This window comes from Hymenobacter edaphi, from assembly GCF_003258365.1.
Lineage (GTDB): Bacteria > Bacteroidota > Bacteroidia > Cytophagales > Hymenobacteraceae > Solirubrum > Solirubrum edaphi.
Genome location: NZ_QHKM01000004.1, coordinates 408,371 through 421,405, shown reverse-complemented (window position 1 = coordinate 421,405; position 13,035 = coordinate 408,371). Strand labels below are relative to the sequence as shown.

The 13,035-nt window shown below is 65.4% G+C and carries 10 protein-coding genes; 5 read left to right on the top strand and 5 right to left on the bottom strand.

Annotation, left to right across the window (positions count from 1 at the left end; all coding sequences use genetic code 11):
* The first annotated feature begins 225 nt into the window (after positions 1–225).
* Both sppA and DLM85_RS15035 read left to right on the top strand, forming a co-directional pair.
* On the top strand, positions 226–1,992 hold the full coding sequence (sppA, locus tag DLM85_RS15040) for a signal peptide peptidase SppA (RefSeq protein ID WP_111478927.1): 1,767 nt from the start codon (positions 226–228) through the stop codon (positions 1,990–1,992).
* A gap of 148 nt (positions 1,993–2,140) precedes the next feature.
* The gene (locus DLM85_RS15035; RefSeq protein ID WP_243635968.1) at positions 2,141–2,986 is read left to right on the top strand and encodes a purine-nucleoside phosphorylase; all 846 of its coding nucleotides are present in this window, start codon (positions 2,141–2,143) and stop codon (positions 2,984–2,986) included.
* Between the two features lie 75 nt (positions 2,987–3,061).
* On the opposite strand, the gene DLM85_RS15030 is transcribed toward DLM85_RS15035, so the two are convergent.
* The 3 genes from DLM85_RS15030 to DLM85_RS15020 form a co-directional block, all read right to left on the bottom strand.
* Positions 3,062–3,472, bottom strand: a complete 411-nt coding sequence (locus tag DLM85_RS15030; RefSeq protein ID WP_133257078.1) for a hypothetical protein — start codon at positions 3,470–3,472, stop codon at positions 3,062–3,064.
* 92 nt (positions 3,473–3,564) lie between these two features.
* Positions 3,565–4,413, bottom strand: a complete 849-nt coding sequence (locus DLM85_RS15025; RefSeq protein ID WP_165822151.1) for a DUF4249 domain-containing protein — start codon at positions 4,411–4,413, stop codon at positions 3,565–3,567.
* A 21-nt stretch (positions 4,414–4,434) separates the two neighbouring features.
* Positions 4,435–6,771, bottom strand: a complete 2,337-nt coding sequence (locus tag DLM85_RS15020) for a TonB-dependent receptor (protein ID WP_111478924.1) — start codon at positions 6,769–6,771, stop codon at positions 4,435–4,437.
* Between the two features lie 316 nt (positions 6,772–7,087).
* On the opposite strand from DLM85_RS15020, the gene fabG reads away from it, so the two are divergent.
* Both fabG and DLM85_RS15010 read left to right on the top strand, forming a co-directional pair.
* On the top strand, positions 7,088–7,837 hold the full coding sequence (gene fabG, locus DLM85_RS15015) for a 3-oxoacyl-[acyl-carrier-protein] reductase (RefSeq protein WP_111478923.1): 750 nt from the start codon (positions 7,088–7,090) through the stop codon (positions 7,835–7,837).
* Between the two features lie 145 nt (positions 7,838–7,982).
* Positions 7,983–8,663 carry a YiiX family permuted papain-like enzyme gene (locus tag DLM85_RS15010; RefSeq protein WP_111478922.1) on the top strand — a complete coding sequence of 227 codons (681 nt, stop codon included), beginning with the start codon at positions 7,983–7,985 and terminating at the stop codon, positions 8,661–8,663.
* 140 nt (positions 8,664–8,803) lie between these two features.
* Here DLM85_RS15010 and DLM85_RS15005 read toward each other — a convergent pair whose 3' ends face one another.
* Together DLM85_RS15005 and DLM85_RS15000 are read right to left on the bottom strand one after the other, a co-directional pair.
* Positions 8,804–9,961, bottom strand: a complete 1,158-nt coding sequence (locus tag DLM85_RS15005; RefSeq protein WP_111478921.1) for a hypothetical protein — start codon at positions 9,959–9,961, stop codon at positions 8,804–8,806.
* Positions 9,962–10,059: 98 nt separating this feature from the next.
* Positions 10,060–10,791 carry a hypothetical protein gene (locus DLM85_RS15000; protein ID WP_111478920.1) on the bottom strand — a complete coding sequence of 244 codons (732 nt, stop codon included), beginning with the start codon at positions 10,789–10,791 and terminating at the stop codon, positions 10,060–10,062.
* 138 nt (positions 10,792–10,929) lie between these two features.
* On the opposite strand from DLM85_RS15000, the gene DLM85_RS14995 reads away from it, so the two are divergent.
* Positions 10,930–13,008: a VWA domain-containing protein gene (locus DLM85_RS14995; RefSeq protein ID WP_111478919.1), complete on the top strand. Its 2,079-nt coding sequence runs from the start codon at positions 10,930–10,932 to the stop codon at positions 13,006–13,008.
* Positions 13,009–13,035: the final 27 nt, after the last annotated feature.

Genomic DNA, 13,035 nt, shown 5'->3' with positions numbered 1-13,035 from the left:
GGCTACGACTCTGAAATCAGGGGCACGGCGTCGCTATTACCAACGCCAGCCAAACCGCTGCCGGGTCATCCACCGGCTTTCAGCCCGCCGGAAGGCCCGGTTGTCGATTAGGCTCGGCCGGACCAGAAAACCCTGCCGTATTTTGGGCACCGGGCCGGGCGGCAAGCCGCCCCCAAACCCGGCTGGCATTTGTTTCCCTACCGCTGATTCTCATTTCCCTCAACAATGCTGCAATTCCTCAAATACGTGCTGGCCACCATCGTGGGGCTGGCGCTGTTTTCCTTCGTCGGCTTCCTGATTTTCGTCGGGGTGGTGGCCGCCATTGGCTCTTCCTCCGACGAGGTGACGGTGGCCAGCAACTCGGTGCTGCAGCTGAAGCTCGACCGCCCGCTGACCGAGCGGAAGCAGGAAGGCGAATTCACGCCCTTCGGCCTGCGCAGCTCCTCCATCGGGCTGACCACGCTCAAGGAAGCCATCAAGCGCGCCAAAACCGACGACGACATCAAGGGCATTCTGCTCGACCTGGACGTGGTATCGGGCGGGCTGGCCTCGCTGGAAGAAGTGCGCGACGCGCTGCTGGACTTCAAGAAGTCGGGCAAGTTCATCGTGGCCTACCACGAAACCGGCTCCGAAAAGGGCTACTACCTCTCCTCGGTGGCCGACGAGGTGTACCTGCACCCGCAGGGCTTGCTGGAGTTCAACGGCCTCTCCTCGGAGGTGTTCTTCTACAAGCGCCTGTTCGACAAGCTCGGCGTGGAGCCTTTCATCTTCCGCGTGGGCTCGTTCAAAAGCGCCGTGGAGCCTTACTTCCGCGAGAATTTCAGCGACTCGGCCCGCTTTCAGACGGTGTCGTTCCTGAACTCCATCAACAACCACTCCGTCGAGCAGATTGCCGCCGCCCGCAAGCTGCCGGTGGGCCGCCTCAAGACGGTGCAGGACTCGATGCTGGTGCACAACGCCCAGGACGCCAAGCGCCTGGGCCTGGTAACCAAGCTCGGCTACTACGACGAGGTGCTGGACTACCTGCGCGAGAAGCTGCACCTGGACGGCGACAAAAAGCCCAGCCTGGTGAGCCTGAGCACCTACGAGAAGGCCGATAAGGACGACAAGGAAGTGTCGGGCAACAAGATTGCCGTGGTCTACGCCGAGGGCGACATCGTGGGCGGCAAGGGCGGCGAGGAAAGCATCGGCGGCACCAAGTTCGCCGAAACCATCCGCAAGGCCCGCCTCGACAAGAACGTGAAGGCCATCGTGTTGCGCATCAACTCGCCCGGCGGCTCGGCCCTGGCCTCCGACGTGATTTACCGCGAGGTGATGCTGGCCAAGAAAGTGAAGCCGGTTATTGCCTCGATGTCGGACGTGGCGGCCTCGGGCGGCTACTACATTGCCATGGGCTGCGACACCATCGTGGCCCACCCGAACACGATTACCGGCTCCATCGGCGTATTCGGGGTGCTGCCCAACCTGGGCCCGCTGCTGTCGGATAAGCTCGGCATCACCGTGGACCGCGTCACGACCGGCAAGTTCAGCGACATTCCGACGGTGACGCGCCGCCTCACGCCCTTTGAGCAGCAGAGCCTGCAGCGCGAAGTGGAGCGCACCTACGCCGACTTCACCAGCAAGGCCGCCATCGGGCGCCGCATGCCGGTGGAGCGCCTGCGCCGCCTGGCTTCGGGCCGGGTGTGGTCGGGCACCGAGGCCAAGCAGCGCGGCCTGGTGGATGTGCTCGGCTCGTTCGACGACGCGGTGGCCATTGCCGCCCGCCGCGCCCACCTCAAGGCCGATGACTACCGCCTGCAGGCCCTGCCCCGCCGCAAATCGGCCATCGAAAGCCTTGTGAGCATGCTTTCGGGCGGCAGCTCGGAGGAAGCCGAAGCCAAGGCCCTGCAAAGCAAGCTGGGTCCGCTCTACCCGGTGTTTCAGCAGTACCGCACCGTCACGCAGATGCAGGGCGTGCAGGCCCGCCTGCCCTACGAGCTGACGATTCAGTAGGGCCCGTAGCGCAAACTTTTGGTTTGCGTACCGGCTGCTGATGCGTGAACGATTGACGCTTGGACGCGTGTCGTTCAACGACACGCGAACTAAAAGTTCGCGCTACTTTTACCGCGCCGCCGACACCTAAAGTCGGCGGCGCTTTTTTATGCACCTCTCCGCCGCCCAGCAAATGCAGCAGCTCCGCGAAGCCGCCGCCTATATCCAAACCCAGACCAACCAGTTTCAGCCCGAGTTCGGCATCATCCTCGGCACCGGCCTCGGCGCGCTGGCCAAGGAGGTGCAGGTGGAGCATAGCCTGAGCTACGCCGACCTGCCGCACTTCCCCGTCTCGACGGTGGAAAGCCACGCCGGGCGCCTGCTGCTGGGCACGCTGGGCGGGCGCCGGGTGGCGGTGCTGCAGGGCCGCTTTCACTACTACGAGGGCTATTCCATGCCCGAGGTGGTGTTTCCGGTGCGGGTGCTCAAGCTGCTGGGCATCCGGAAGCTGTTCGTCAGCAACGCCGCCGGCGGCCTGCACCCCGACTTCGCCATCAGCGACCTGATGCTCATCGACGACCACATCAACCTGCAGCCGACCAACCCGCTGGTGGGCCCGAACCTGGACGAGCTGGGTCCGCGCTTCCCCGACATGTTTGCGCCCTACGACCACCAGCTGCTGGCCCAGGCCGAGTCGGCCGCGCGCGAGCTGGGCTTTGGCCAGCGGGTGCGCCGCGGGGTGTACGCCTCGCTGCCCGGGCCCATGCTCGAAACGCCCGCCGAGTACCGCTACCTGCGCACCATCGGGGCCGACGCGGTGGGCATGAGCACGGTGCCCGAGGTCATTGCCGCCCGCCACCTGGACTTGCCGGTGCTGGCCATTTCCGTCATCACCGACCAGGCCTCGCCCGCGCACCTGAAGCCGGTGAACATCCAGCACATCCTGACCGCCGCCGCCGATGCCGAGCCCCGCCTGACGGCCCTGCTCCGGCGCGTGGTGGAGCAGCAGGCCTAGGCCCGCCACGAAACGCCAACGCCCCGGCCCGCTGCGTGCGGGCCGGGGCGTTGGCGTTTTCAGACCAGCCGCGGGCTATTTCGCGGTGTAGATATCCTCGTGCAGCTCGCCCGCCCGCTCTTCCCAGCTCAGGCGCAGCGTGGCGTTGTCGACCTGCTGAATGGCGTAGTCGTGGGCGTCGCCCTTGTGGTCGACGACGTGCAGGGTGTTGGGGTTGTTGACCTGCCACCGGCCCTGCACCACCGCGGCATCGGCCAGGTAGGTCAGGTGGTAGCTGCCGCCGCTCACGAAGTGCCAGTCGTACCGGTCTTTCACGGCGGTGTCGCGGGCGGTTACCACGCCGTTGAGGCGGGTTTCGCTCAGGCGCCACTCGTGGGCCAGCAGCAGTTGCTGGTCGACATTCTTGGGGCTGGAGTTGTCTTTCTGGCAGGCGCTGAACACGGCTGCCGACGCCAGGGCGCCGAGTACCAAACGGGAACGAATCATTACGAGAAAAATAAACGGTGGTACCGGCAAGATAACGGCCGGACCCGTCGCGGTTGCACGCCCGGCCGGCGGCCGCGCGTAGTAGCTCAGGCTCAACGCACAATAATTTGGCGGCGCTGGTAATTCAGGATGGTAAATACCCCGATACCGCCCTGCACCGTGCTCTGCACCGCGGCGGGCTGCCCGAAAGGGTTACCGTTGGCCGACTGCGCGTCGTCGACGGACTGCAGGAAGCGGTAGTAGGGCCGGTCGAGGTGGTAGAGCGTGACGAAGAGCGTGTCGTCGGGCTCGAACTCGTAGCTGGTGCCCAGCGTGATGAGCTGGCCGTCGAGCAGGCGGTCATCGGGGGTGTAGTCCACCTCGCGCGCGCCGGAAATGCTGTCCCGGTGAATCTGAAAGCGGTAATAGTCGCCCACGCCGGGCGGGTCCTGAAACCGCGCCGTTACCAGGGCACGGCGCTCATCGAGGGGCCGGTCGTTGAACTTCCACTCCACCGTATCGAAGGGCACGGCGGCGGGCATGGTGGCCGCGCCCGTCACCACGCGGCCCTTGGTGTCCTTCACCGTCAGCTGCCAGGTGTCGCCGGGCTGCATGCGCAGGATGCGCTGGCCGCGGTGGGTGTAGAGCTTGCGGGTGACCGGGTTGCGCCCGGGCCGGAACGTGAGCGTCTCGACGCGCCCGGTGGGGCTGGTCAGCGTCACGGTCACGTCGGTGAGCACGGTGGCGGCGGGCGCGCTCAGGTAAGGCACCGTTTCCGACACCGTCATTTCCGGCACCCGGCCGTTTTCGAGGTAGCACTCCACCACCAGCTGGGCCGGCTCGGCGGGCAGTTCCACCTCCACGTCCTTCTGCAGGCCGCAGCCCGTGGTCAGCAGCGCGGCCACGGCCAGCAGCAGGCCCAGCGCGGCGCGGCGCGGCGCCGGCAAAGGGGCTAAAATCATCCGTATCGGTTTCATCCCCGCTCAGAATTTGAAGTTGTAGGTCAGCGAGGGAATAACCGGGAACAGCGACACCTGCCGGGCGCGGTAGCTCTGGGGCAGGCCGGTTTCCTCGTTTTTCACCTCGTCGATGTAGATGAAGTAGGGGTTGCGCCGGTTATAGGCGTTGTAGATGCTCAGGGTCAGGTCCGACTCGCCGCCGATGCGGCGCCAGGGCCGCAGCTTGTACACCACGCCGAGGTCGAGGCGGTGGTAGCTGGGCAGGCGGTAGCTGTTGCGGTCGGGGTAGATGGGCACCACCTGCAGCTCGCCGCCGTACACGTCCTGCACCCCGATGCGGGCCGTGGGCAGGGTGGTGGGGTTGCCGGAAGTGTACACGAAGGAGCTGGTCAGGTTCACCCGCTTGTTGAGCTTGTGCAGCACGACCAGCGTGAGGTTGTGGCGCCGGTCGTAGGTCGGGAAGAAGGCCCGGCCGCCGTTGATGCCGTTGGTGCCGCGCTGGGGCTCAAACTCGCGCTTGGTCCAGGCCAGGGTGTAGCCCAGCCAGCCGGTGGTCTTGCCCTGCTTTTTCTCCAGGTAGATTTCGTTGCCGTAGGCCCAGCCGCGGCCGAACAGAAACTCCTGGTCCAGCTCCGGATTGACGAACAGCTGGGCCCCGTCGCGGAAGTCAATCTGGCGCTGGGCCCACTTGTAGTACACCTCGTCGGTGAGCAGAAACTGGCCCGAGCCGATCAGCCAGCTGAAGCCGGTGGACACCTGCTGGGAGCGTTGGGGCTTTACCGAGAGGCGCGAGGGGTACCAGATGTCGGTGGGCAGCGAGGCCCCGGAGTTGGTGACCAGGTGCACGTACTGGTACATCAGGGCGTAGCTGGCCTTGAGCGAGAGGCTGGGCGTGAGGCTGTAGCGGGCCGCCGCGCGCGGCTCCAGCCCGCCGTACTCGTTCGAGCCCGACTGAAAGCCCGTCAGGCGCAGGCCGTAGTCGAGGGCCAGCTTGTCATTCACGGTGAAGTTGTCGGCCGCGTACAGGCCGCCCTCCAGCCCGTCGTACTCCACGTTCTGGCCGATGTTGAACGAGCCGCCGTTGGCCTGCAGACGCCCCACGCCGAAGTGGTGCAGGGTGCCGCTGCCCCCGAAGCGCACGACGTGCTTGGCATTGGGGCGCCACTCCCAGTCGGAGCGCAGGTTCCAGTCGCGGATGTTGCTGCCCAGGCCGAAGCTGAACTGGTCGAGCTTGTTGGCAATGTTGTAGGTGTAGTACGACCAGGTGGCCGAGCTGTTGGTGAACAGCCGCGGGTTGAATACGTGGCTCCAGCGGGCCGTGGCCGAGCGGTTGCCCCAGTTGAAGTCGAAGTTGAAGCCGCGGGTGGAGTTGAAGCCGAACACGTCGTTGCCGAAGTACCCGCTCAAAAACACCTGGTCCTTGTCCGAAAGCTGGTAGTTGGCCTTCAGGTTCAGGTCGTAGAAGTAGTAGTCCGGGATGGGGTTGTAGTCCTTGGTGTCCTCGTTGAGCTTGTTGATCTGGCGCGTAAACACGTCGAAATACGTGCGGCGCCCGGCCAGCAGGATGGAGCCCTTGCCCTTGGCAATGGGCGTTTCCACCGCCAGGCGCGAGGAAATCAGCCCGATGCCGCCCGACACGCCGGCCGAGTCGCGGCTGCCCTCGCGCAGCTTCACGTCGACCACCGAGGAGAGGCGCCCGCCGTACTGGGCCGGGAAGCCCGATTTGTAGAGGTCCACCGACTGCACCACGTCGGAGTTGAAGGTGCTGAACAGGCCGAACAGGTGGTTGGGGTTGTACACCACCGCGTCGTCGACGAGGAACAGGTTCTGGTCGGCCGAGCCGCCGCGCACGAACAGGCCGCTGGTGCCCTCGCCGCCGTTCTGCACGCCGGGCTTGAGCTGCAGCGTCTTCAGGATGTCGACCTCGCCGAACAACGCCGGCAGCAGCTTGGCCTCGCGGGCCGAAAGCCGCTCCACCCCCATCTGGGTGGTCTGCAGCTTCTGCTCCAGGGTGCCCGAGCCTTCGATGACCACCTCCTGCAGCTCGGTGCCGGCGCTGAGCACCAGGTCGAGGCGTTGATTGGCGCGCAGGTTCAGGTCCTCGGTCACGGTTTTGTAGCCGATAAAGGAGCACACCACGCGGTGCCGGCCGGCGGGCAAACTCAGCTCGTAGCGGCCGTCGGCATTGGCGGCGGCGCCCAGGCCCAGGGCGGGCACGGCCACGTTGGCGCCGGGCAGGGCCGAGCCGTCGGTGCCGCGCACGGTGCCGCGCAGCAGGTACTGCGCCTGGGCCAGCAACGAAAGGGGCGCCAGCAGCAGGAGCAGCGCCAGCGCGGCCCGGGAAAAGTAAAAACGCATCATCAAGGGGGTGGATTGGCCCGCCGCAAAGGTCGGCAGCAGGTCAGTGGCTAACGCCGGGGCCGGCCGATTAGTTTGAGGCCGCGGAAAGCAAAATGGTTGCCTGCCGGGCCGATTTCAGCCATAAAAATGCCCCGCAGCGGCTACAACGGCCGTACCGCTCTGCTGACCGGCGCCAACGAAATTCGGCGGCATGAGCGGTTCACCCCGCCGTCGTTGCGAGCGAAGCCCCCCGCAGGCAGGCGCAGGCAGCCGGGTGCCCCTGCCCTGCCGCAACGCCGCGTTACCGCCCATTCGCGGGTTTGCGTAGCTTTGCCCTATGACCAAACTGCTCGACGGAAAAGTAGCGCTGATTACTGGCGCATCGAAAGGAATTGGCCGGGCCATTGCCCAGCATTTTGCCCAGCTGGGCGCCCAGGTGGCCTTCACCTACCTCTCCAGCGTGGAGAAAGGCCAGCAGCTCGAACAGGAGCTGGCCCAGCACGGCTCCAAGGTGAAGGGCTACCGCTCCGACGCCTCCGACTACGCCCAGGCCGAAAAGCTGGTGGAGGAAGTCGTGGCCGAGTTCGGCAAGCTGGATATCCTCGTCAACAACGCCGGCATCACCAAGGACGGCCTGCTGATGCGCATGAGCGAGGAGCAGTGGGACCAGGTGCTGACGGTGAACCTGAAGTCGGTGTTCAACCTGACCAAAGCCGCCACCAAGCCCATGATGCGCGCCAAAGCCGGCAGCATCATCAACATGACCTCGGTGGTGGGCATCAAGGGCAACGCGGGGCAGGCCAACTACGCCGCCTCCAAGTCGGGCATCATCGGCTTCACCAAGTCGGTGGCCCTGGAGCTGGGCTCGCGCAACATCCGCTGCAACGCCATTGCCCCGGGCTTCATCGAAACGGAAATGACCGGCGAGCTGGACCAGAAAGTGGTGGACGAGTGGCGCAAGGCCATTCCGCTCAAGCGCGGCGGCTCGCCCGAGGACATTGCCAAAGCCACCGCCTTCCTCGCCTCCGACGACTCGAGCTACATCACCGGCCAGGTGCTGCAGGTGGATGGCGGCATGCTGACGTAGGCCCCGGCTGTAGCTGGTTGCTATTTGTAGAACGTCATGCGGAGCTTGTCGAAGCATCTCTACCGAACGATTTCGTGCAAACGGAGCGGTAGAGATGCTTCAACAGGCTTAGCATGACGTTCTTTTGTTTTTGCTTTCTGCATCTATGCGTCGCCCGCTTTCCATCGTCCTGGCCGTCCTGTTCATCGTGCTGGCCGTGTGGGCCTGCCCGCGCCGGAAGAAGCGGCCGGGCTACCACAAGCGGGCCCGGCGGGCGGAGTTGACCACCCTGCTCATCACGCTGAAGCTGCACGAAGGGGACCTGATCTTTCACACCTCGCAGTCGGCGCAGAGCCGGGCCATTCAGCTGGCCACGCACTCGCCCTACAGCCACTGCGGCCTGCTGTTGCGGCAGGGCGGCGAGTGGCAGGTGCTGGAGGCCGTGCAGCCAGTACGCCTTACGCCGCTGGAAGAGTGGATTCCGCGCGGCCAGGACGGGCACTTCGTGGTGAAGCGCCTGCGCGACGCCGACCAGGCCCTGCCCTACGCCACCCTGCGGAAGCTGAAACGCGCCGGCCTGAAGTACCAGGGCCGCGACTACGACCAGTTCTTCGGCTGGTCCGACGAGCGGATTTACTGCTCGGAGCTGCTCTGGAAAGTGTACCACGAGGCCACGGGCCGCCGGATCGGCCAGCTGCAGAAGCTGCGCGAATTCGACCTCTCCCACCCCGCCGTGCAGCAGAAAATGCGCGAGCGGTACGGCCAGCGGCTGCCCCTCGACGAGCCGGTCATTTCGCCGGCCAGCATGTTCGCCAGCCCGGAGCTGCGGACGGTGGTAGAGAAGTAAGGAGCCTATGCGGAAACGCTAGAACGTCATGCTGAGCGCAGTCGAAGCATCTCTACTGATAGTAATCTGCTCGTTGAGATTAGTATCTGCCGAAGCGGTAGAGATGCTTCGACTGCGCTCAGCATGACGTTCTTTTTGCCTTACGGCTTCACCTCCTTGAAGCCCATCTTCTTCACTTCCTCCTCCGAGAGGTTTTTCACTTCCGAAATCACGCCCACGTCGGACTTCTGCACCAGCGAGGCGTCGGTGGCGGCGGCTTTGGCCTGGGCCTGCTGCTGCTCGGAGTTGGCCAGCACCACTTTGGTGGTATTTTCCACCTGCTTGAACTCGATGTTGACCTGGTTGACGCGCGCCTGGGCCGTTACTAGGTCGCGGCGCAGGGCTTCCACCTGGTTGCGGTAGTCGTCGGTGGTAATGGCCTGGCGCTTCAGGCTTTCCTGGATTTCGGCCACCTTTTTCTTCAGGTCGTCGGCCTCGGCTTTGGCCGATTTCAGCTCGCTTTCCTTCTGGCGGCGCTCCTGCTCGGCGCGGTCGGCCTCCTGCTTGGCGCGGTCCTGCTGCTGGCGGCCGGCCAGCTCGTTGCTGCTGATCAGGTTGTCGCAGTTCTTGGTCAGCAGCAGGTTGGTCAGGCTCACCAGGTCCACCGACACCACGTAGTCGGTCTTGAACTGATCCGACGAGTGGTAGACCTTGCCGCCGGCGCTGAACACGGTGCCCGTCACCCCGGATTCAGCGTTGACTTCCTGGTAGGCGCGGCTGTGCACGCTGGTGAGCTTGGCCGAGCGGATGTAGTAAATCTTCTTTTTCAGCTCCTTGTCCACGTTTTTGGCCGCCCGGCAGATGTCCAGGTACGGAATCGAGGCCTCGGGCACCAGCACGCCGTTGATGTCGGTGACAATCAGCTCGACCACCGACGACGTGCTGGCCGCCACCGAGGCAATCATGTAGCTGCCGTTCATCTTGAATGTCGCGCTGATTTTGGAGCTGTAGAGCACGTCCGACAGGGCCTGGTTTTTCAGCGGCGGCTCCCCCGATTTCACGTACTGCCCGATGATGCTGGCTTTGTCGCGGTCTTCGAGCAGGATCAGGCAGCCCGCCAGGTCCTCGATTTTGTTGCGGTACATGGCCAGGCCCTTGATAAAGGTCCGGTCGGTGTAGTCCTTGGGAAAGTTGGCGTTGAGCGTGGCCGCCCCGTCGCCGAGGCGCACGCGCACGATGCGCCCCTGAGCGCGGGCGGAGGCAGTAAGCAGCAGCGCCGCGAAGAGCACGGCGAGGGTGGCGAGTAGCCCTTGTTTCATGTGAGTAGACGGCCGAGGCGCAGGTGGCGCGCGTCGGGCCTAAGCAAAATTAGGGAATCGGCGGTGGCGGTCCATGCCTGTACTCTCCTGCGGTGTAGTCACGACTTCGCCCGGTGCCGTTCGGCCTCTAGCAGTTGTATAGCCGCCGACAGTTGCTCGGCCTGTTCCTCGTCGGTCACGGAAAAGAATGCGGCTTCCAAGCGGGCTACCGTGGCTTCGGTGGTCAGCCAAGCGTAGAAAGCAGGCCCTCGTTCGGCTGAATTGTAGAACCCCGGCAACATTCTTTTCGCCAACATCACTTCCGCACTCCAGTATACCCAGGTACCTAGCGCCACCTGCTTGCGCGCATCGGCCTGCTCCCAGCGCAGCAGCAGTTGCTCGAAGTCGGGGTATACGCTGGCAATAGCGGCTAAACAATCACCGCAGCGGAAGTCGTTGCCAGTGTTTGGAGTGGTTAGCATGTATTCCCAGAGCGCCCACAGATAATCAAGGATGGCTTGCTGCTCGGTTTCGGGCCAAGTGCGCCAGCGGCCGTAGTTCAACTTATCGATAACTATCCATTCTTCCGCAAATTCACTTGGAAACTGCGGCAGTAGCTCGAAGATGCGGGGCAGAAAGTGTTTAAAGTCAGTTTCCTCACCCCAAGTAGTAAGCGACTTATAGGTAAAGATGGACAAGTCTTCGGCTGTCAGGGCCCGCAGCGGCTTGGAAGCTAGTTGCTGGTTCCACTCGGGCAGCTCGGCGTACATCGGACTGCCGTCCATGTTGGGGTTGAGCGGGTAGCGGGCAAAGACCTTGTACAGGTTATCAATAGCGGCTTGTAATTCCATATTCCTAAGGCCCCTTCAGCAATGGGCGGGTTAACTTAGCGGATTAGCCGATATTCGCGCACCGCCTTCCTCCGCCCCCGCGCAACTGTTTAGCCGGCGGCGGGGTTCTTAGGCTCTCCATCTGCTGACTTCCGGTCCTTGCTGACTACTGCCTACTCTTCCTGGTTTATCCTGCTGTGCCTGGCCGTTGGGGCCGGCTACGCGGCGCTGCTCTATTCGAAAAAGGCTCCCTGGAGCCGGGCCGTCAACCTCGGCCTGGCCGCCCTGCGCTTCGTATTGGTGAGCGGGCTGTGCTGGCTGCTGCTGGGCCCCATCTTCCGCCGCGACACCACCTCGCAGCAGGCGCCCACTGTGGTGCTGGCCATCGACGATTCGCGCTCCGTGCCCCTGTACTCCGCCGATTCGGCCGGCCTGCGCCGCACCCTGCGCGGCCTCGACGGCCTGGCCGAGCGCCTGCGCCAGGCCGGCTACGCGGTGCAGCTACGCACCCTCGACTCGGTGGCGCCCGCCCGGGCCGCGCAGCTGCGCTTCCGGCAGCCGGGCACCAACCTCGACGCGCTGCTTACTTCGCTGCAGGACGGCTACCAGGGCCGCAATCTGGCCGCCGTGGTGCTGGCCTCCGACGGGCTGGCCAACCAGGGCCGCCCGCCCGTCTACGCCGATTTCAGCTACCCCATTTACCCCGTCGCCCTGGGCGACACCGTGCCGCGCCGCGACCTGCGCGTGACCGACCTGCGCTACAACCGCGTGGCCTTCGCCGGCAACCGCTTTCCGCTGGAGGCCGAAATCGGCTACGACGGCTTTCCGCGGGGCGGCACGGCCACGGTGCTGCTGCGCGAAAACGGCCGGGTGCTGGAGCGGCGGCAAGTGGCGCTGAGCCCCAGCCAGCGCCTGCAGCGCACCCGCTTTCTGCTCAGCGCCGCCGCGCCCGGCAAGCACCGCTACGAGGTGCTGGTGGAAGGACAGCCCGGCGAGTTTACCCAGCTCAACAACACCCGCAACGCCTACATCGAAGTGGTGAAGGGCCGCCTGCGGGTGCTGCTGGCCGGCGCCGCGCCCCATCCCGACCTGAAAGCCCTGCGCACCGCCCTGCTCGGCAACGACAACTTCGACGTGACGCTGGTGCTGCCCGGCATCGAGCCGTTGCGCGCCCAGCAGGACTACGACGTGGCCATTCTGCACCAGCTGCCCAGCCGCACCGGCGAGGGCCGCGACGTGCTCAACTACGTGCGCAGCCGCCGCCTGCCGGCCCTGTTCGTGCTCGGGGCGCAGTCGGACCTGGCGGCCTACAACGGCCTGGGCACCGGCCTGCGCGTGGCGGGCGGCGCGGGCGCGGAAGTCTCGCCGGTGGTCAACGGCACCTTCACCCGCTTCACCCTCGACGCCGACGCCCAGGCCCGCGTGGCCGACTATCCCGCCGTGCCCGTGGCCGCCGCCAGCGCCCAGCTGGGCGGCGGGGCCGAGGTGATTCTGCGCCAGCAGCAGGGCAGCAGCAGCACGGCCCGCCCGCTGCTGCTGGTGGCCGGGCCCGCGGGCCAGCGCCAGGCCACGCTGCTTACCGAGGGCAGCTGGCAGTGGCGCCTGCACGAGGCCGCCACCCACCCCGACGACCGTGCCCCGGCCTACGACGGGCTCTTCACGCGCCTCTTGCAGTTGCTCACCCAGGACGCGCGCCGCAAGCGCCTCGACGTGTACCCCACGCAGGACGCCTTCAACACCACCGACGACGTGACGCTGGGCGTGGAAACCTACAACGCCGTGTTTGAGCGCGTCTACGGCCAGCAGATCAGCCTCACGCTGACCGACGAGCAGAACCGCCCGCGCACCTTCCGCTTTACCAACCGTGAAAACGGCGGCCCGCTGCGCCTGGGTCCGCTGCCCGGCGGCGTGTACCGCTACACCGCCCGCGCCGCCGTAGCCGGCCAGGCCCAGCAGGACCGCGGCGAGCTGCTGGTGCAGGAGCAGCAGCTGGAAGCCGCCGCCGCCCACGCCGACCACAACGCCCTCTACCAGCTGGCCCAGCGCAGCGGCGGCCGCCTTTACTACCCCGCGCAACTGCAACAGCTGGAGCAGCAGCTCGTGCAGGCCAAGTTCAAGCCGGTCATTTACGCCCAGCAGGAGCTGAAAGACCTGATCGACGAGCCCTGGCTGCTGGTGCTGCTGGTGCTGCTGGCCTCGGCCGAATGGGCCGGGCGGCGGTATTCGGGCAGTATTTAAAGTTACTGCGGCCGGCTGTAACTTACC